This is a genomic window from Dyella sp. OK004 (assembly GCF_900114495.1).
Classification (GTDB): domain Bacteria; phylum Pseudomonadota; class Gammaproteobacteria; order Xanthomonadales; family Rhodanobacteraceae; genus Dyella_D.
This window is the reverse complement of sequence record NZ_FOZI01000002.1, coordinates 1146872-1167308: the sequence shown is the minus strand read 5'-3', so window position 1 is coordinate 1167308 and position 20437 is coordinate 1146872. Positions and strand designations below refer to the sequence as shown.

Here is a 20437-nt window from a genome sequence, read left to right as displayed (position 1 = left end):
CCCTAACGCGGGCTGTACGGCAACGCGGTTAAGACAATTCGGGATGGAAATCTCGCCACAGCGTCCGATTCTTCGTCTAACATGCCCGGGCTTTCGTCCGGCAAGGCAGTTCGACGAAACAGGGGGATGTCGGGTTTAGGCTGTTCGCAGCCTCCACATCTTTGCAATCAGGCAGCGCTGTGTTTCAGAGCATATTGCTTGTCTGTGTGGGCAACATTTGCCGTAGCCCCACAGCCGAATATCTATTGAGGCAGCGGCTCCCCGCTGCCCGTGCCACTGTATCGAGCGCCGGCCTCGGCGCCGTCGAAGACAGTCCCATGGATGCCATCGCGGCTGCATTGCTGCGTGAGCACGGTATCGACGGCGGCGCGCATCGCGGCCGTCAACTTCTACCCGACATGCTGCGCCAGGCCGACCTTGTGTTGGTGATGGAGAAGGCGCATGCCGCACGCATCGCGCGCGTCGCGCCCGAAGCCAGCGGCAAAGTATTCCTGCTGGGCAAATGGCAGGGCGAACGGGAGATTCCAGATCCTTACGGCCAATCGCGACCAGCCTTCGAGCATGTCTACGCGTTGATCGACCAGGGCGTCTCGCACTGGTTGCCGTATCTGTATGCCTCACCGCCCGGAGTATCGGCTGCATGACCCAACTCACCAACGTCAACGTTGCGCGCAATGAAGAAGAACTCGACCTGGGAGCAATGCTCGGCACGCTGGTCGACAACCGCTGGCTGATCATCGCCATCACCGGTTTGTTCCTGGCCTGCAGCCTGGCCTATGCACTGCTGGCGACGCCGATCTATCAGGCCGACGCGATGGTGCAGGTGGAGCAGAAAGTGCCCGAATTGCCGGGCATCAGCGCGCTGAGCCAGACGCTGGGCGCATCCAATTCGCAGGCAACCACTGAGATCGCGCTGATCACTTCGCGCACGGTCATCGGCAAGGCGGTGGACGATCTCAAGCTGGATATCTCAGTCGCACCGAGTCACTTCCCCATGATCGGTGCCGGCATTGCGCGACGCTATGGCCTTGCGCATCCCGGCGAGCTGGCGAGTCCCGTCCTGGGCCTTGATCGTTACGACTGGGGCGGCGCGAAGATCGACCTCAAGCAGATCGACGTGCGCGACGACTTGCTCGGCAAGACGCTCACTTTGATCGCCGGCGACAACGGCGACTACACGTTGCAGGACAATCATGGCGATCTTCTGCTGCAGGGTACGGTAGGGCAGGTGGCCACCGGGCATGGCGTGACCTTGCTCGTCGCCACCTTGAAGGCTAACCCCGGCATGCGCTTCGACGTGCGTCGCGAACGCGCGCTGACCACTATCAACAATCTGCAGCAGGCGATCCAGGCCACCGAGAAAGGCAAGGATTCCGGCATCATCGCGCTGTCCTACCAGAACGCCAGCCCGCGCATGGCCGCGGCGCTGCTGGATCGGGTCAGCGAGTGGTATGTGCATCAGAACGTGGACTGGAACGCGGCGGAAGCAGCCAACAGCCTGAAGTTCGTGCAGGAGCAGCTGCCCAAGGTGCGCGTCGATCTCGACAAGGCGCAGGCCGCGTTGAACGCGTTCCAGATCCAGGCCCGCTCGGTCGACATCACCATGCAGACCAAGGCGCTGCTGGATCAAAGCGTTGCCATCGAGGCGAATATCCAGCAGCTGCGCATGCAGCAGGCGGATATCGAGCGACGCTTCACGCCGCAGCATCCGGCGTACAAGGCGCTGATGCAGCAGATCGGCCAGCTCGAAGGCCAGAAGTCCAAGATGGACAAGCAGGTCGACGACCTTCCCGATACGCAGCAGGAATTGCTCAAGCTCACCCGCGACGTCGAAGTAAGCAACCAGACCTATACCGGCCTGCTCAACCAGGCGCAGCAGCTTGATATCGCGCGTGCCGGCAAGGTCGGCAATGTCCACGTGGTGGATAACGCGCAGGTCGACGTCACCAGCCCGGTCAAGCCGAAAAAGGCGATGGTGGTATTCGGTGGCACCTTCCTCGGCGCCTTCCTCGCCTTCGGCATCGTGTTCGTGCGGCAGATGCTCAACCGCGGCGTGGAAGAGCCGTCGGTGATCGAACAGCTCGGCCTGCCGGTATATGCCTCGGTGCCGGTCAGTCCCACGGAAAACCAGATTGCGCTCACCGAGCGTGCGCGCGGCGATGGCCGACATCATCTGCTGGCGATCAGCGCACCGGCGGATCTCGCCACCGAAGCCATGCGCAGCCTGCGTACCAGCCTGCATTTCGCCCGGATGGAAGCCAAGAACAATATGCTGATGATCTCGGGCTCCAGCCCCGAGGCCGGCAAGACCTTCGTTTCAGCCAATCTCGCCGCGGTGATGGCGCAGGCCGGCCAGCGTGTGCTGCTGATCGATGGCGATATGCGCAAGGGCTCGCTGCATAAAGTGATGGGAGGCAAGCCTACCGATGGCTTGTCCGAATTGATCTCGGGGCAGATCGAGCTGTCCAAAGCCATCCGTCCGCTACCCGCGCTGGAAAACCTGCACTACATAGCGCGTGGCAAAGTGCCGCCGAATCCTTCCGAGCTGTTGATGAATCCGCGTTTCAACGAGGTGATTCAGCAACTGCTGCCGCTTTATGACCTGGTGCTGGTCGATACGCCACCGATTCTCGCTGTAACGGATGCGTCGATCATCGGCCATATGGCTGGCACCAGCCTGCTGGTGATCCGCTTCGGTCTGAATCAGGCGCGCGAGATCGCCCTCGCGCGGCAACGTTTTGCGCAGAACGGCGTGGAGATAAAGGGCGCCATTTTTAACGCTGTCGAGCGGCGTAGCAGTGGCTACTACTCGTACGGCTATTACGAATACAAGACGGCGCACTGAGTAGTGCAAACGTTGTGTGACAAGCGGCTCGACAGAGTCGCTGGGTGGCTTTTTGCGCTTTTTTTGCGGTGTCTTTCACGTTTCTGTCAAGTTATGTAGCTATCGTTTGGACGTATAAATGTCCAAATAGGATGTGCTTCTCAAAATAAACGAGGTGAATGAATCAAGCTGTCACGCTTCAGCGGGCAGTAAAGAAACGCTTGCCAGATTAGAAAGCCCGAATGCATCGCGGAGTCGCGACGCTTCCCACTCATGGTCCGATGCGCGCCCCCGCAGCAAGCCATCGACCCGCCATCACTGGAAGATCGGATGCAGCAAGTGATCAATGCCAAGATTGCCGTCATCGGCCTCGGATACGTCGGCCTGCCGTTAGCGGTGGAGTTCGGCAAGAAGTACGACACGGTAGGTTTCGACATCCGCGCCTCGCGCGTGGATCAGCTGCGCCAGGGTCGCGACAGCACGCTCGAGGTCGAGCCAGAGGAACTCGAAGCGGCCACCCGCCTGCGTTACAGCGCGGAGCTGGAAGACATCCGCTCCAGCACGGTCTACATCGTCACCGTGCCCACCCCGATCGATACGGCCAAGCGGCCGGACCTCACCCCGTTGATCAAGGCCAGCGAGAGCCTGGGCACCGTGCTCAAGCGCGGCGACATCGTGGTGTACGAATCCACGGTCTACCCCGGCTGCACCGAGGAAATCTGCGTGCCGATTCTGGAGCGCGTCTCGGGCCTGCGCTTCAACAAGGATTTCTTTGCCGGCTACAGCCCGGAACGGATCAACCCGGGCGATAAGGAACATCGCGTCACCAACATCCTCAAGGTCACCTCCGGCTCGACACCGGAAGCGGCAAGTTACGTGGATGCTCTCTACAGCAGCATCATCACCGCCGGCACGCATAAGGCCAGCAGCATCAAGGTGGCGGAAGCCGCCAAGGTGATCGAGAACACCCAGCGCGATCTCAACATCGCCCTGGTCAACGATCTGGCCATGCTGTTCAACAAGCTGGGTATCGATACGCTGGAAGTGCTGCAGGCGGCGGGTACCAAGTGGAACTTCCTGCCGTTCCGTCCCGGCCTGGTCGGCGGCCACTGCATCAGCGTCGATCCGTACTACCTCACGCACAAGGCGCAGGAAGTCGGTCATCACCCCGATGTGATCCTGGCCGGCCGCCGCACCAACGACGGCATGGGTCCGTACATCGCCAGCGAGGTGGTGCGCCTGATGGTGCGCAAAGGCATCAACCCGGTGCGTGCGCGTGTGCTGCTGCTCGGCCTTGCCTTCAAGGAGAACTGCCCGGACCTGCGCAATACGCGCGTGGTCGACATCGTGCATGCGCTGCGCGGCTACAACGCAGATATCGATATCCACGATCCATGGGTTGATGCGGCCGAGGCCGAGCATGAGTACGGCCTGTCCACCCTCGGCGAGCCCAAGCACGGCGACTACGACGCCATTGTCGTAGCGGTGGGTCACCGCGAGTTCGAGGCACTTGGCGGGCACGGCATCCGCGCCTACGGCAAACCGGAGTCGATTGTGTACGACGTGAAGTATGTGCTGCCGCGCGAGGCGGTGGACGGGAGGCTGTGAGCATGCGTGTACTGGTTACCGGAACGGCCGGCTTCATCGGCTCGCATGTCGCCCTCAAACTGATCGAGCGCGGTCATGAGGTGATCGGCTTCGACAACCTCAACGACTACTACGACGTTGAACTGAAGCGCGCGCGCCTGGCCCGTTTCAGCGGCCACGCGGCTTATACCCATGTCTACGGTGACCTCGCCGACCGCAACGCGATGGACGCGATGTTCATACGCTATCGCCCCCAGCGTGTGGTGCACCTGGCTGCGCAGGCCGGCGTGCGCTACGCCGCGCAGAACCCCCATGTGTATGTGAGCAGCAATGTCACCGGCTTCCTGCATGTGCTCGAGGGCTGCCGTCAGACCGGTGTAGAGCATCTGGTGTTCGCGTCCACCAGTTCGGTCTACGGCGCCAATACCGACATGCCGTTCTCCGAGCATCGCTCGGCCGAGCATCCGCTCACCTTGTACGCGGCGACCAAGAAGGCTAACGAGCAGATGGCGCACAGCTATGCGCATCTGTACGGCATTCCGTGCACGGGGCTGCGCTTCTTCACCGTCTACGGTCCGTGGGGCCGGCCGGACATGGCGCTGTTCCTGTTCACCCAGGCGATCCTGGCGGGCGAGCCGATCAAGGTGTTCAACCACGGGCGGCACAAGCGCAGCTTCACTTATATCGACGACATCGTGGAAGGCGTGCTGCGCACGCTGGATGCGGTGCCGGCCAAAGACGCGCACTGGGACAGCCTGGTGCCCGACCCCGCCTGCAGCGGCGTGGCGCCGTACCGACTCTTCAACATCGGCAACGAGCGCCCGGTGGAACTGCTGAAGTACATCGAGGTGCTGGAGCAATGCCTCGGCCGCAAGGCCATCATGGAGATGCTGCCCTTGCAGGCCGGCGATGTGCCGGACACCGAGGCTGACGTTTCCAGCCTGATCGAGGCCGTGGGCTACCGGCCGAAAGTTTCGGTGGAAGAGGGCGTGCGCCGCTTCGTGGAGTGGTATCGCTCCTATCAGGTACCCGTCGCGGCCGTGGCGAACGGAGCGCTGTCATGAAGGCCGATGCCATGAAGACCACTCTCATAAAGAACTTCGCGCTGATCGGCGCCGCCGGCTACATCGCACCCCGCCATATGCAGGCGATCAAGGACACCGGCCACCGGCTGGTGGCCGCTTACGACCCGAACGATTCAGTCGGCGTGATCGATAGCCACTTCCCTGAAGCCGATTTCTTCACCGAGTTTGAGCGCTTCGACCGGCATGTCGACAAGATGCGCCGGGCTAATCACAACCATCGCATCGACTATGTGTCGATCTGCTCGCCGAACTACCTGCACGACTCGCATATGCGCTTCGCCCTGCGTTCCGGTGCGGACGCGATCTGCGAGAAGCCGCTGGTGCTCAATCCGTGGAATATCGACGGCTTGAAGGAGATCGAACAGGACACCGGTCGCAAGGTCAACACCATCCTGCAGCTGCGCGTGCATCCGGCGATCATCGCGCTGCGCGACAAGGTACGCAGTGGCCAGCACAAGGCCAAGCATGAAGTGGACCTGGCCTATATCACCTCGCGCGGCCACTGGTACCTGCAGTCGTGGAAGGGTGATGCCAAGAAGTCCGGTGGCATCGCCACTAATATCGGCGTGCATTTCTTCGACATGTTGCATTTCATCTTCGGCGACTTGCAGCGCAACGTGGTGCACCACGCATCGGACACCAAGGCGGCCGGTTTCCTGGAATACGAGCACGCCCGCGCGCGCTGGTTCCTCTCGGTGGACGTGGAAGACGTGCCGGACGCGCAGCGCACAGCAGGCCAGCGTACCTACCGCTCGATCACGGTGGATGGCGAGGAGATCGAGTTTTCCGGCGGCTTCACCGACCTGCACACGCGCAGCTACCAGGAAATCCTTGCCGGCCGCGGCTATGGCCTGGAAGAGAACCGCTGCGCGATCACCACGGTGTCCGAGATTCGGCAGGCCCAGCCGGTCGGCCTGCACGGCGACTACCACCCGTTTCTTCGCAGCACTCCCTTACTGAGCGAGCCGTCATGAGCTACTACCAGCATTCCAGTGCCATCGTTGATGACGGCGCCCAGATCGGCGAAGGCTCGCGTGTATGGCATTTCGTCCACGTCTGCGGTGGCGCGCGGATCGGTAAGGGTGTGTCGCTGGGCCAGAACGTGTTCGTCGGCAACCGGGTCAGCGTCGGCGACCACTGCAAGATCCAGAACAACGTGTCGGTGTACGACAACGTGACGTTGGAAGAGGGCGTGTTCTGCGGCCCAAGCATGGTCTTCACCAATGTCTACAACCCGCGCTCGCTGATCGAGCGCAAGGACGAATACCGCGACACCCTGGTCCGGCGCGGCGCCACTCTTGGCGCCAACTGCACCATCGTCTGCGGCGTCACCATCGGCGAGTTCGCCTTTATCGGCGCCGGCGCGGTGATCAACAAAGACGTGCCGGCCTATGCGCTGATGGTTGGCGTGCCCGCGCGACAGATCGGATGGATGAGCGAATTCGGCGAACAGCTGGATCTGCCGCTGAGCGGCGACGGTATCGCGGTGTGTGCGCATACCGGCGCGCGTTACGTGCTGCATGGCGACCACGTGGAGAAAAAAACGGAGGCCGCCGCATGATCGACTTCGTCGACCTCAAGGCCCAGCAGGCGCGGATCAAGCCGCAGATCGAAGCTGGCATCCAGCGTGTGTTGGCACACGGCCAATACATCCTGGGTCCGGAAGTGGCGGAACTGGAGCGACAGCTCGCCGCGTTTACCGGAGCCACGCATTGCATCACCTGCGCCAATGGCACCGACGCGCTGCAAATCGCACAGATGGCGCTCGGCATCGGCCCTGGCGATGAAGTGATCATGCCGGGCTTTACCTATATCGCCACCGCCGAAACCGCGGCGCTACTAGGCGCCAAGCCGGTGTACGTGGATATCGATCCGCGTACCTACAACCTTGATCCGAACCTGCTCGAAGCGGCCATCACGCCGCGCACCCGCGCCATCGTGCCGGTGTCGCTGTACGGCCAGTGCGCCGATTTCGACGCGATCAATGCGATCGCCGAACGGCACGGCATTCCGGTGATCGAAGACGCCGCGCAAAGTTTTGGCGCCAGCTACAAAGGCCGACGCTCCTGCAACCTCAGCACGGTGGCCTGCACCAGTTTCTTCCCGAGCAAGCCGCTCGGCTGCTACGGCGATGGCGGCGCGATCTTCACCAGCGACGATGAGCTGGCCACGGTCATGCGCCAGATCGCGCGGCATGGGCAGGATCGCCGCTATCACCACGTGCGCGTCGGCGTGAACAGTCGCCTGGATACCCTGCAGGCGGCCGTGCTGCTGCCCAAGCTGCAGATCTTCGAGGAAGAAATTCAGCGCCGGCAGCAGGTCGCAGCGGACTACGCGCGACTGCTGGCCCGTGTAGGCATCGACGCTCCGCCCTACATCGAGCCACACAATGTCAGCGTCTACGCGCAATACACCATCCGCGTGGAAGACCGCGAGGCCTTGCAGGCGCGCCTGAAAGAGGCCGGCGTGCCCAGCGTGGTGCATTACCCATTGCCTCTGAACCGGCAGCCGGCAGTGGCCGACCCGAAGGCGCAGCTGCCGGTGGGCGATGCGGCGGCGGAGGAAGTGTTGAGTCTGCCGATGCATCCCTACCTGGCGACGGCGCAGGTGGGGCGGATCGTGCACAACCTCGCCGCGGTACCGGTGAAGTAGGCGCTTATGCTCGATCTGCTCGCCCGATGCATCAGCGGTTCGGTCGACTGGGCCCAGCGCCGCAGTCACACGCGCCGCCTGCGCGGTTATCCGGGCATCGCGGCCGACGCCAGTGTGGGCATGGGTTCCAAGTTGATCGGGCCCAGGGAGAACTTCCGCATCGGTGCCCACAGCTACCTCAATCAGGCGCATCTGTCGTGCGGGCCGGGTTCGCGCGTGGTGATCGGCGACGGTTGCGCGATTGGCTACAACGTGTCGATCAAGGCGGTCACCCATGACGCAGACAAACCCACCCGCAACGCGGCCGGACCGATCCGGCACATCGAGCGCGACATCGTGATCGGCGACGACTGCTGGATCGGCGACAACGTCTATATCCGCGAAGGTGTGGTGCTGGGTGCCAACACCATCGTGGGCGCCAACTCGGTGGTCACCAAATCGTTTCCGGGCAATCAGGTGATCGCTGGCATTCCGGCCAGGGTCATTAGAGAGCGCTGACGTGCACGTACTGATCATCCCTTCTTGGTATCCAAGTGCGCCGGGCGACATCAACGGCAGCTTCTTCCGCGAGCAGGCGCTGGCCCTGCACCGGCATGGATGCGAAGTGGGTGTGATCTATCCGCAGCTGAGTTCGTTGCGGAGTTGGCGCGGGCTTGCCGGCGGCAAGCGCGGCGTGGTGCGGGAAACCGACGAGGGCATGCCGGTGCTGCGCCTGCATGGCACCAATACCTTCCCATTGCTGCACAGCGCTGCCTCCCGCTGGTGGGTCCATCACGGGTTGACGCTGTACGCACGCCACGTGGACGAGTTTGGCCAGCCGGATCTGGTGCATGCGCATTCGGCGCTCTATGGCGGTGCGTTGGCGCAGGAGCTGTGGCGGCGTGAAGGGCTACCCTATGTGCTGACCGAACACAGTTCGATGTATCCGCGCGGCCGGGTGAGCCGCGCGCAGATCAGGATCGCGCGCCGGGTGGCGGAGGACGCGCGCCGCAAGTTCGCGGTGAGCGAGGCCTTTGCCGGTTTCCTCGATGGTTATTTCGGTGGCCGCGCCGCTGGCTGGGACGCGATGCCCAACATCGTCGACAGCGCCTTTGCCGAGCGGCTGCTGCAAGTGCCGGTCGATGACGGCTACTTCGCCTTCATCAGCATCGGCGTGCTGACCGAGAACAAGGGCATTCACCACCTGCTCGCAGCCTTTGCCCGCGTGCGCGAAGCGAACCCCGACGTGGTGCTGCGCATCGGCGGTGACGGGCCGGAGCGGCCGCGCCTTGAGCGCCTTGCCGAAACGCTGGGTGTTGCCGGTAGCGTCGAATTCCTTGGCGCGCTGACGCGGGAGCAGGTGGCCGAGCAGGTTTCGCGCGCACAGGTGCTGGTGCATCCCAGCCAGTACGAAACCTTCGGCGTGGCGATCATCGAGGCGCTGGCCCTGGGCAAGCCGGTTATAGCGACACGTTGCGGCGGTCCAGATGCCATTGTGACGCCGCACGATGGCCTGCTGGTGCCAGTGGGCGACGAGCAGGCGCTCGCCGACGCCATGCGAACGATGTGCGAGCGCATCGGCGATTACGACGCGGCCGGTATCCGCCGCGCCTGCCTCGCTCGTTTCGGTGAACGCGCGGTGGTCGAGCGCCTGACCCAGGTCTATGCAGGTGTCATTGCCGAGAGCACCAGCCGCCGGACGGCGTTGGCGCTGCCGGGAGGTGTGCGCCCATGAACAAGCGCAAGATTCTCGGCTTCGCGCTGGGTCCGCTGGGTTCGGCCCTGATCGGCTTTGCCACCTTGCCGATGCTGGCCTGGTTCTTCAGCGCCGAGGACATCGGCCGCATCTCGATGCTGCAGGTGGCGAGCAACTTCGCCGTGGTGCTGTTCACCTTCGGTCTCGACCAGAGCTATGCACGCGAGTACCACGAAACCCACGACAAGCCGGCGCTGCTGAAAGCCGCCGCCGCGCCGGGTCTGCTGGCGCTGAGCCTGTTGTTGATCGTATTGCTGGCGGCTTCGCCGGGACTGCTGTCGCGTGCACTGTTTGAACTCGACAACACCACGCTGAGCGTCGTCGCCGCGCTGTCGATCTTGGCCAGCCTGGTATCGCGCTTCCTCTCGGTGATCCTGCGCATGGAAGAGAAAGGCTTTGCCTTCTCGATGAGCCAGGTGCTGCCGAAGGCGCTGTTCCTCGCGGTGGTCGGCGTCTATGCGCTGCGTGCCACGCAGTTCCATTTCGCCATGCTGCTTGATGCGTACACCGCTTCGATCGTGGCGGTGATGCTGGTGTATGCGTGGAATACGCGGCATGCGTGGTTGCCGGCGTTGTCGGCATCGATCGGGCGCGGCCACCTGGGCCTGCTGTTGAAGTTCGGCTTCCCGCTGATCTTCGGCGGTGTCGCCTCGTGGGCGCTGATGGCGATGGATCGGCTGTTCCTGCGTCAACTGTCGAGCCTGACCGAGTTGGGCATTTTCTCGGTAGCAGCGAGCATTGCTGCGGCGGCGGGCATTGTGTCCGGCATCTTCACTACGGTGTGGGCACCCACGGTGTATCGCTGGGCGGCCGAGGGCGACGCGCAAGAGAAGATCGACGCAGTCACCGAGCATCTGCTGGCGGCAGTGGTGTTGATCTTCGTGCTGACCGGCATGTTGTCCTGGGTGATCTCGTACGTACTGCCGGCCACCTACGACCGCGTGCAGTACATCGTCGCCGCCAGCCTCGCGCCGCCGCTGCTGTATGCATTGTCGGAGTGCGCGGCGGTCGGTATTGGCCTGGCGCGTAAAAGCATGTACTCGATGCTGGCCTCGTTCATGGCAGCGGCTTTCAACGTAGTGGGCAACTACCTGTTGGTGCCGCGCCTGGGCGCGGGCGGCGCGGCGATTTCGACCGCGGTGTCGTTCCTGCTGTTCCTGATCGTCAGAACCGAGTTCTCGTGCCGGGTATGGCATGTCGTGCCGCGCGCGCGGTTGTACGGCGCAACCAGCGCCGTGACCGCGGCGTCCGTGGGCTTTGTGCTGTTCGGTGAGCAGCACCGCGGGTTGTTCATGGCTTTGTGGATGGCGATCGGCCTGATGTCGATCGCCTTGTTCCGTCCATCGCTCACCCTGGTGATGCAGTCATGCGCTCAGCTATGGCATGGCCGCCGCCTTAAATGGTCGAGCTGAGCAGGGAACCCCGGAACGGATGGTGATGAAGAAGATCAATGTGTTCCTGTTCGCGGCCCATCATGCGTCCGGCAATGTCGCGGCGCAGCGCTTCAAGGGGCTGCTGAAATACCTCGATAGCAGCAAGTATCGGGTGTACGTGTTTGCGCGCGGAGATCAACCGGTCGCGCAGGATGTGCAGGATGTGGAAGTGATCGCGCTGCCGGGACATTGCGTGGGCAGTGAATCCACGCCTACGGCATCGGCGTTCACTCTGTTGTCGGCTTTCGTGCGGCCGTTACCGTTCCTGTTAGCCGGTGGCGATGCTTCGGCATCGCGCCCCTGGCTGGTCAACGCGCTGGGCGCAGCGGATCGCCTGTGTCGCCGGCACTTGGCGGAAGGTGAGCGCTGTGTGGTGATTGGCACTTACTCGCCGATCGATGCCTTGATCGCTGCCGCCAGCTTGGCGACGCGACACCGGCTTCCTTGTTTGCAGGACTTCCGCGATGGGTTGGTGTTCGAGCCCTTGGGTCATCCTGGCCGCCTGCGCGAATTCGTGCGCACGTTGATCGAGGCGCGCGTGGTGGCGGCGGCGACACTGGTGACATCGGTGAGTCGCGCCTTGGTCGACGATTTTGCGCGGCGCTATCCGGGCAAGCGCACCGGCTTGCTGCCGAACGGCTACGACCCGGCGGACTTTGTCGGGACCAGCGCCGACGACAGCGAACAGGCGGCAGTGATCCTTTCGCAGCAGGTGCCGGAAGGCGCCTTGCTGATCGGCCATTTCGGCCGCATCGGTGCCAGTGATGGGTCGGCCTCGAAGAGTCTTGATGCTTTCATCGAGCAGATGAATGCGCTCGACGGCAAGACCGGACCCAAGCACGTGCTGTTCGTCGGTGAATTGACGCCGGGTGAACTGGACTCCATCCGCAAAGCGCGTTTCGGCGTCAGTGTGATCAAGCCGGTGCGGCGTGCGTTGGCGCTGCAGTTGATGAAGCGTTGCGACAAGCTGTTGCTGCTGACTGGTAACCGCGTGTGCTGCGCCACCGGCAAGCTGTTCGAATACCTTGCCGCTGGCGCCGAGGTGGTGTGTGTTTCGGGTGTCGAGAATGAGGCCTCGGCGATCCTTGCCGAAACCGGCAGCGGCCACACCTTGCTGACGGAAAGTGTGGCCGCGGAAGCCCTGGGTCGCGCGTTGTCGAGCACCCCGGCGGCTGATGCAAAGCGTGACATCGCGGCCTACAGCAAGACGCATCAGGCCGGTGTACTCGATCGCTGGCTGACAGACATGGTGACTGCATGAGCGCGAGCGCCGCACCCGCACCGCTGCCGCCGTCGGCACCGCTGTCCGCGATACCAGTGAGCGAACGGCGACTGACGCTGCGCCATTGTTTTCTCGCCAGCGCGATGTTGTTGCTGTTCCTGACCGTGGTGGTGCCCAACTCGCTGCCGGTGCCGACAGCAGCAATGATGGGTATCACCACGCTGATGGCATTGCCCGGGCTGCGCCTGGGGCGCGGCTTCAAACGGCTGCTAGCACTGCTGATGTGCTCGTCGATGGTCACGGTGATCTATATCGCTGTGGGCTATCTCAACGACGCGCCTCCCGTAGCGGCGGCACAGGTGCTGGTGATCTACATCCTGTCGCCGCTGTTGTGGATGGTGATCAGCGACGGCCTGGTGCGCTGGCCGGGCTCGGCGCGGCTGGTGGACTGGTTCGCCTGGCTCAGCGTGCTGGCTTGCATCAGCGTGGGCCTGTATTTCTATCTGTACCTGACCTACGGCGCGGCGGCAGTGTCGTTCTTCTTCAAGGGACAGGCCAACGTCAACCTCAACGAGGGGTTCTCCGGGGCGATCATGCATGTGTATGGTTCGCTGATTTTCCTCGCCGGCGGTTTCTTCAGTTCGCCCGAGTTGATCAAGAGCCGTCTGCTGCGCCTCACCGTGCTGGCGATGTTGCTGGTGTGCGCGCTCACCTCGGGCCGCTCAGCGCTGATCCTGGCGATTCCGGTGGGCTGGATGCTCGGCCAATGGCTGACGCCGCGCACGGTCGGTTATCAGCGCAGTATCCGCACGCCGTTGACCCGTCTGGTCAAGGTCGGCCTGCCCACGGTGTTTGCCGTCGCGCTGGTGGTGGTGCTGCTGGAAAGCTACACCTCGGTCCGCTTGTCGGTGATCTACGACAGCTTTATGGACAAGATCAGCTCGGGCGGCGGCAGCTCGCGCGTGGGGATGGCCGGTTCGCTGTTCGAAGGCATTCTCGACAACGGTGGCATTGGCGCCGGTCATGGCATCGGCGTCAGCTTTGTCAGCAGCCAGGAGTATCCGTGGCGCTACGAGCTGGTGTGGCTGGCAACGGTGTACCGCGTTGGCCTGCTCGGCGCGGTGGTCTATGCCGCGCCGTTCGTGCTCTACATCGTGCGCGTGCTGCGCATGGCGGCGGTGCGGAAGCTGCCACCGCAGCACAAGTTCCTGTTCTGCGCTTTCGTCGCGGCGTTCATCGCCTCGAATACCAATCCGTATATCGAAGCCTTTGCGTTCCAGTGGATGTACACGATTCCGGTACTGGCGCTGTTCGTCGAATACCCGACGGGGCTGGAGCGTGCCAGCGCATGAAGCGACTCAAGGTGACTTTGTTTTCCCGTTATTCGCGTTTGGGTCCGAGTACGCGGCTGCGCAGCCTGCAATACCTGTCCGAACTAGAGAAGCGAGGGATCGACGTGGAAGTACGAGCACTGTTTCCCGACGCGTATCTGGAGGCGCTGTATGGCGGCAATCCGCAGTTCGCCAAGTACAGCGCGTGGAGGCACTACGGCCAGCGCATCAGCGAGCTGTTGCGCGGCGACGGGCACGATCTGGCCTGGATCGAGGGCGAGCTGTTTCCGTATCTGCCGTACTGGCTGGAGTCGATGCTGGGCCGCAGTGCGCGGCCCTACGTGGTCGATTACGACGACGCGTTGTTCCACAAGTACGACCTGTCGCCGAGCCCGGTGGTGCGCGGCGTCCTCGGCCGCAAGATCGATCGCGTGATGGAGCATGCCGCCTGCGTGATCGCCGGTAATCCGTATCTCGCCGCGCGAGCGGAACAGGCGCGGGCCGACCGTGTCGAGATCATCCCGACCGTGGTGGATGAGCAGCGCTATGCCACCGTAAGTCACGACGGTCGCGAACAGCCGGTGATCGGCTGGATCGGCTCACCCGCCACCGAGCATTATTTGCTGGATATCGGCGACGTGCTGCTGCAGGCCTGCGCCGGTGGCAGGGCGAAGCTGCTGTTGGTCGGCGCGCGACCGGAGGTGGCGGAACAGCTCGCAGGTATCGATGTGGAAGTGGTGCCATGGTCCGAAGACAGCGAGGCCGACCAGATCGCGCGCATGGACATCGGCGTGATGCCGTTGCGCGACGGTCCGTGGGAGCGCGGCAAGTGCGGCTACAAGATCATCCAGTACATGGCCTGCGCACTACCGGTGGTGGTGTCGCCGGTCGGTGTGAATGCGGACATCGTGCGCCACGGTGACAACGGGTTTCTCGCTGCCGAAGCGCGGGACTGGCTGGAGAGCTTGCAACAACTGATCGAGAACCCGGGGCAACGCGCGCGCATGGGTCAGGCCGGACGTGAGCGGGTCGAGCGTGAATACAGCCTGGCGTCGCAAGTGCCGCGCCTGGCCGATGTGTTGTGGCTGGCGGAGCGCTGCTGATGTGCGGCATCGCAGGCTTCTGGCGACTGGGTGGTGCGCCGCGCGAATCACTGGAGCGGCAGGTGAGAGCCATGTCGGCGCGGCTACTGCACCGTGGGCCCGACGATGGCGGCCAGTGGTGCGATGACAACACCGGCATGGCGCTGGCGCAACGGCGCCTGTCGATTCTCGATCTGTCGCCCGCCGGGCATCAGCCCATGCACTCCGCCTGCGGTCGCTACGTAGCGGTGTTCAATGGCGAGATCTACAACCATCTGGAACTGCGCGGCCGGCTCACCGCGGAAGGCAAGGCACCTGAGTGGCGTGGGCACTCCGACACCGAAACCCTGATGGCGTGCTTCACCGCCTGGGGCGTGCCGAAGACCTTGCAGGCGAGTATCGGCATGTTCGCCATCGCCCTGTGGGACCGCCAGCAGCGCACGCTGTCGCTGGCGCGTGACCGGCTCGGCGAGAAGCCGCTGTACTACGGCTGGCAGGGCGACACGTTGTTGTTCGGTTCCGAGCTCAAGGCGCTGGCTGCGCATGACGCGTTCCGTGCCGATATTGATCGCGACGCGCTGGCTCTGTTCCTTCGGCATAACTGCATTCCCGCGCCGCACAGTATCTATCGCGGCATCCACAAGCTGCGGCCGGGACATATGTTGCAGATCGTCGGCGCCGCGCCGCGGATTGCGCGGCCGGTGCCTTACTGGGAGTACAACGACGCGGTGCATGCCGGGTTGGCCAATCCTTTCGTCGGCAGCGACGCGGAGGCGACCGATGCGCTGGAGGCGCAGCTCGGTGCGAGCGTGCAGTCGCAGATGGTGGCCGACGTGCCGTTGGGTGCCTTCCTCAGTGGCGGTGTGGACAGCAGCGCCATCGTGGCGCTGATGCAGAAGCACAGCCATCGCGCAGTGAAGACCTTCACCATCGGTTTCGGCGAAGGCGGCTACGACGAGGCGGTGCACGCCAAGGCGGTGGCGAAGCACCTCGGCACTGAGCACACCGAACTCTACGTGCGGCCCGAGGATGCGCTATCGGTGATTCCCAGGCTCCCGTCGATCTATTGCGAACCCTTCGCCGACAGCTCGCAAATTCCCACTTTCCTGGTCAGCCAGATGGCGCGCCAGCATGTCACCGTAGCCCTGAGCGGCGATGCCGGCGACGAACTGTTCGGCGGCTACAACCGTTATCTGTCGGCGCGCAAGGTGTGGGCGCGCATGCAGCGCCTGCCGCCCTTTGCGCGCCAGGCAGCGGCCGGTGCACTGCGCGCGGTGCCGCCGGCCACCTGGGATCGCTGGTTCGCGCGTGCCAGCCGGGTGCTGCCGCGGCGCCTTCATTTCGCCACGCCGGGTGACAAGGCGCAGAAGCTGGCCGATGTGCTGACGCTGTCCAGCGGCGAGGCGTTCTTCCATCAGCTCACCAGTCAATGGAGTGATCCGGCAAGCATCGTGATCGGTGCGACGGAGCCAGTCACCTTGTTGACTGATTCGCACGCATGGCCCGAGACCGATGGACTCGAGCACTGGATGATGGCGATGGATGCGCAGGCCTACATGACCGACGACATCCTGGTGAAGGTCGATCGCGCGGCGATGGCCAACAGTCTGGAAACACGCGTGCCACTGCTCGATCCGCGCGTGGTGGAACTCGCCTGGCGTATGCCGCTGCATCTGAAGATTCGCCACGGCCAGGGCAAATGGCTGCTGCGCCAGGTGCTGTACCGGCACGTGCCAAAGCAGCTGATCGAGCGGCCCAAGATGGGCTTTGGTATTCCGCTCGATAGCTGGTTGCGCGGACCGTTGCGCGACTGGGCGGAAGCCTTGCTCGACGAAGGACGTCTGCGGCGCGAAGGTTTTCTGCGGCCCGAGCCGATCCGGCGCGTTTGGAACGAACACCTGAGCGGCAAGCGCAACTGGCAGCACCAGCTGTGGAACGTATTGATGTTCCAGGCGTGGCTGGATGCCGGCATGAGCGATCACAGCAGGGGGAACTCGTATGAAGAACGGTCTCTATCCCCAGCCCGCGTGGATCTATGAAAATTGTCCTCTTCGCCAATACCGACTGGTATCTCTACAACTTTCGGCGTTCGCTCGCACTGGCCCTGCGCGATGCCGGGCATCAGCTGCTGCTGCTGTCGCCGCCTGGACCCTACGGCGAAAAGCTGCAGGCGCTTGGCCTGCGCTGGGAGCCATTGCCGATGGAACGGCGCAGCCTCAACCCGCTGCGCGAAATAGGCTTACTACGACACCTGGTGCGTGTGCTGCGCCGCGAGCGGCCGGCGCTGGTGCACGGCTTCACCATCAAATGCGCGGTGTACGGCTCGCTGGCCGCACGCATGGCCGGCGTACCGGCGCGCGTCAATGCGGTTGCCGGTATGGGCTATGTATTCACCAGCTCCGATCTGAAGGCGCGCCTGCTTCGTCCGGTCGTGCGCGGCTTGCTGCGGTTGGCGCTGGATGGTGAGAGTGCGCGTCTGATCCTGCAGAACTCGGACGATATTGCGCTGTTTGAGAAGGCGGGCCTGATCGATCCAGCGCGTATCCGTTTGATCCGCGGATCGGGCGTGGATTGCGCGCGTTTTACACAGCGTAGCGGTGTGCGTGCTGCTGGCCCGTTGCGGGTGCTGCTGGCGGCGCGCCTGCTGTGGGACAAGGGATTGCAGGAATACGTCACGGCCGCACGGCAATTGCTGACGGAAGGCAGAGCTATCCATTTTCTTCTGGCGGGCGATCCTGATCCGGGCAACCCTGCGGCGGTTCCCGAATCGACGGTACAGTTCTGGGTAAACGAAGGTCTGATGACCTGGCTCGGACATGTAGACGATATGGTCGGGCTATTGAGCTCGGCCGATGTGGTGGTGCTGCCGAGTTATCGCGAGGGCTTGCCGAAGACGCTGATCGAGGCGGCGGCATGTGGTCTGCCGCTAATCACAGCGGACGTGCCGGGTTGTCGTGAGGTGGTGACGGATGGGGTGGATGGGTTGCTGGTGCCGGTGCGGGATGGCGACGCCTTGGCCGATGCAATCCGGCGCTTGCAGGATGATCCGGCGTTGGCGCGGAGGCTTGGCGAGGCGGCGCGGATGAAGGCGCATGCGGAGTTTGATGAGCAGATAGTGGTGCGGAGGACGGTGGATGTTTATCGGGAGTTGTGTGGGCCGGTGGCGGTGCCTGTTTTGAAGGTGGATGCGTCTCGCGGTGGCGCGGTGCTTTCTCCGTCTCCTTCCGGGAGAGGGCTGGGGTGAGAGTTCGGCTCTTGCGAAATCCCCTCCTACTTCGTCATTCCGGCGAAGGCCGGAATCCAGTGGCGTTATCGCACGGTTGTCGCGTCTGCGTGCCCTGGCTCGCCTGCCGCGGGCTTCCGAACCGCTGCCGCGGTCCGGTCACTTTCTCTTTGCTGGCCCAAAGAGAAAGTAACCAAAGAGAAATGGCCTGAAGAGCGGCGGTGTGCTCTGTAGCTACGCATCTTCCAGTGTCAGGCGTCGGGATGTGTTCTTCGGCTTGATGGTCTGTCCTGCCTTGAAGCGCCACATCTCCCTCTCCCCTTCGGGGAGAGGGTTGGGGTGAGGGGCGGGTGCTCGGTAAAGCGCTGCTACTGCGCAACTAAAAAAGCATTTCTTTGCAGCACCGTTTTATCTAACTGATCTGCGCCGTTTCTTGCGAACGCTCTACTGATTCACTCGCGATTAAAACGCCCGCTTCGCACATGGATAGACTCGACGATTCAGGGGATCGGTTCGTCATGTAGTCACTACACAAGCGTGTTCCGTCCACTGTAGAGGTTCTCTCATGCCAGTTTCCACCAAGCAGGCGAATGTGCTCGATTTCCTTCCGGAGGCCGAGCGTGCGGCGATTCGTGCCGGGAAGAGTCGTTATGACTGCACGGCCGGGATTCAGAAGGCGATTGATACGTCGAGTCGGGTGTTTATTCCGGCGGGGGTTTATCCGGTCAAGCAGATCAATTTGAAGTCGGGACTGGAGTTGTACGGGGAGGGGCAGGCGAGTGAGTTGCGTGCCTTTGATGATTCGCTGGCATGTGAGTTCATGCTGGCGACGTATGTGAAGGATGGCGGTAGCAAGAGCGTGGCCGACAATATGCGCGGCATCCATCTGCACGATTTCAAGCTCAACGGGCGAGTGGGTGAGTTTGCATACTCGCAGTTTTTCTACTTGCTGGCGGTGAATGCCACGTCCGATCTCACCGTGGAGAAGGTGACGTTCTACGGGTTCCGTGGCGATGGGATGTATGTGGGGTCTGGCACGCTGTCGCAGACGGAGCGGCATAACGAGCGGGTGACGGTGCGCAACTGTCTGTTCGATGGCGCGGTGAAGGACAATCGCAACGGGTTGTCGGTGATCGATTGCGATGGGCTGACGGTCGAGAACTGTGTGTTCCGCAATATCGGCAATGCCAAGCTGTCGCGCTCAGTGGGAGGCATCGATTTCGAGCCGGATCACAACTGGAGCGTGTACCGCAACGTGGTGATCCGCGGTTGCAGTTTTATCGATATCGACACGGTGAATACCGCCGGCATCACGTTCTTCAACGGCCATCAGAACGGATCGAATATCCATGACTGGATGGTGGCGAACTGTCAGTTCAAGAACTGCTTCTGGGGCATCGACAGTTCGACACGGCAGAAGACTACGGCGGATATGGCGGACAACTTGACGGTGGTGAATTGCCATTTCCTGAATTCCGTGCGCGTGGATGTTGCGCTGAAAGGTTTGAGTGGTGCGCGGGTGATGGGCTGCACGTTTGAACGATCACCGCCAGGGTCGGGGCCCGGAGGCGATGCGATACGGCTGGGGTCGATCGCTTCGGCCACCAGCCGCAACGCCGTGAATGCTGTGATCACCGGCAATACGTTTCTCGGGATACGGCCGCAAATGGGGGCCATCGGTGTGCTCGGTGTGAGCGGCCTGGTGTGCGCGGGCAATACTTTCGTCGACATCTTCGGCACCTGCATCAACTTTTCCGAGGATGAGTCGGCGGATAGCGCGCGGCATATCGATACGGTGGTCATCTCCGGCAACGCCGTGCGTCGAAGCAGTCGCCTCGCGTCCGGCAAGGCGGTGCCGATGGCCTTCCTCAGTACAGGCAAGAATCTGCGCATCAGCAAAGGGCAGATGTCGCTGGATGAGCGCTCGTTCGAATACAACAACCAGATCGATGCTGGGATTCCGCGTGTGGCGAATGGAGCGACGATTGAGTTTCAGGGGAGGGTGCGGTCGTCGTGAGGGTTGTTCTTTGTGTTCGCGACAATCGATGGGTTGTCGCGACCTGGCCGCTTATGCAGCGGGCATTTCGGACGCCTGCCGGCGCCCGAGTCACTTTCTCTTTGCTGACCCAAAGAGAAAGTAACCAAAGAGAAATGGTCGGAAGAGCGTCGCGTGCTTCGTAGAAGCGCATCTTCCAGTGTCAGACGCCGGGTTTGCTCTTGCCCCCTCCCCTGCTCGCAGGGGAGGGTTGGGGAGGGGTGAGTA

At 62.9% G+C, this 20437-nt stretch carries 16 protein-coding genes; all 16 read left to right on the top strand.

Annotation, left to right across the window (positions count from 1 at the left end; all coding sequences use genetic code 11):
• The first annotated feature begins 179 nt into the window (after positions 1–179).
• Entirely contained in the window at positions 180–644 is a 465-nt protein-coding gene (locus BM338_RS11805; RefSeq protein ID WP_090451057.1) for a low molecular weight protein-tyrosine-phosphatase, read from the top strand.
• Complete coding sequence (locus BM338_RS11800; protein WP_090451056.1) at positions 641–2845, top strand: polysaccharide biosynthesis tyrosine autokinase; 2205 nt, start codon at positions 641–643, stop codon at positions 2843–2845. Before BM338_RS11805 ends, BM338_RS11800 begins: the two co-directional genes overlap by 4 nt.
• Positions 2846–3154: 309 nt before the next feature.
• On the top strand, positions 3155–4432 hold the full coding sequence (gene tviB, locus BM338_RS11795; RefSeq protein WP_090451055.1) for a Vi polysaccharide biosynthesis UDP-N-acetylglucosamine C-6 dehydrogenase TviB: 1278 nt from the start codon (positions 3155–3157) through the stop codon (positions 4430–4432).
• 2 nt (positions 4433–4434) lie between these two features.
• Positions 4435–5475 carry an NAD-dependent epimerase gene (locus tag BM338_RS11790; RefSeq protein WP_090451054.1) on the top strand — a complete coding sequence of 347 codons (1041 nt, stop codon included), beginning with the start codon at positions 4435–4437 and terminating at the stop codon, positions 5473–5475.
• 11 nt (positions 5476–5486) lie between these two features.
• Positions 5487–6470, top strand: coding sequence for a Gfo/Idh/MocA family protein (locus BM338_RS11785; protein WP_304529041.1), 984 nt, complete (start codon positions 5487–5489; stop codon positions 6468–6470).
• The gene (gene wbpD / locus BM338_RS11780) at positions 6467–7057 is read left to right on the top strand and encodes a UDP-2-acetamido-3-amino-2,3-dideoxy-D-glucuronate N-acetyltransferase (RefSeq protein WP_090451053.1); all 591 of its coding nucleotides are present in this window, start codon (positions 6467–6469) and stop codon (positions 7055–7057) included. Before BM338_RS11785 ends, wbpD begins: the two co-directional genes overlap by 4 nt.
• Positions 7054–8148, top strand: a complete 1095-nt coding sequence (locus tag BM338_RS11775) for a DegT/DnrJ/EryC1/StrS family aminotransferase (protein WP_090451052.1) — start codon at positions 7054–7056, stop codon at positions 8146–8148. Before wbpD ends, BM338_RS11775 begins: the two co-directional genes overlap by 4 nt.
• Before the next feature lie 6 nt (positions 8149–8154).
• Positions 8155–8646, top strand: a complete 492-nt coding sequence (locus BM338_RS21865; protein ID WP_090451051.1) for an acyltransferase — start codon at positions 8155–8157, stop codon at positions 8644–8646.
• Position 8647: 1 nt separating this feature from the next.
• Positions 8648–9862, top strand: a complete 1215-nt coding sequence (locus tag BM338_RS11765) for a glycosyltransferase (protein WP_090451050.1) — start codon at positions 8648–8650, stop codon at positions 9860–9862.
• Positions 9859–11295, top strand: coding sequence for a lipopolysaccharide biosynthesis protein (locus BM338_RS11760; protein WP_090451049.1), 1437 nt, complete (start codon positions 9859–9861; stop codon positions 11293–11295). The genes BM338_RS11765 and BM338_RS11760 overlap by 4 nt, the downstream gene beginning before the upstream one ends.
• A 25-nt stretch (positions 11296–11320) precedes the next feature.
• A complete protein-coding gene (locus BM338_RS11755) occupies positions 11321–12577 on the top strand; it encodes a glycosyltransferase (protein ID WP_090451270.1) in 1257 nt (418 codons plus the stop codon).
• Complete coding sequence (locus BM338_RS11750; protein ID WP_090451048.1) at positions 12574–13890, top strand: hypothetical protein; 1317 nt, start codon at positions 12574–12576, stop codon at positions 13888–13890. Before BM338_RS11755 ends, BM338_RS11750 begins: the two co-directional genes overlap by 4 nt.
• Positions 13887–14972: a glycosyltransferase family 4 protein gene (locus BM338_RS11745; RefSeq protein WP_090451047.1), complete on the top strand. Its 1086-nt coding sequence runs from the start codon at positions 13887–13889 to the stop codon at positions 14970–14972. The genes BM338_RS11750 and BM338_RS11745 overlap by 4 nt, the downstream gene beginning before the upstream one ends.
• Complete coding sequence (asnB, locus tag BM338_RS11740) at positions 14972–16990, top strand: asparagine synthase (glutamine-hydrolyzing) (protein WP_090451046.1); 2019 nt, start codon at positions 14972–14974, stop codon at positions 16988–16990. The genes BM338_RS11745 and asnB overlap by 1 nt, the downstream gene beginning before the upstream one ends.
• Positions 16987–18195, top strand: a complete 1209-nt coding sequence (locus BM338_RS11735) for a glycosyltransferase family 4 protein (protein WP_090451045.1) — start codon at positions 16987–16989, stop codon at positions 18193–18195. Before asnB ends, BM338_RS11735 begins: the two co-directional genes overlap by 4 nt.
• A 544-nt stretch (positions 18196–18739) precedes the next feature.
• A complete protein-coding gene (locus tag BM338_RS11730; protein WP_090451044.1) occupies positions 18740–20191 on the top strand; it encodes a glycoside hydrolase family protein in 1452 nt (483 codons plus the stop codon).
• Positions 20192–20437 lie beyond the last annotated feature (246 nt).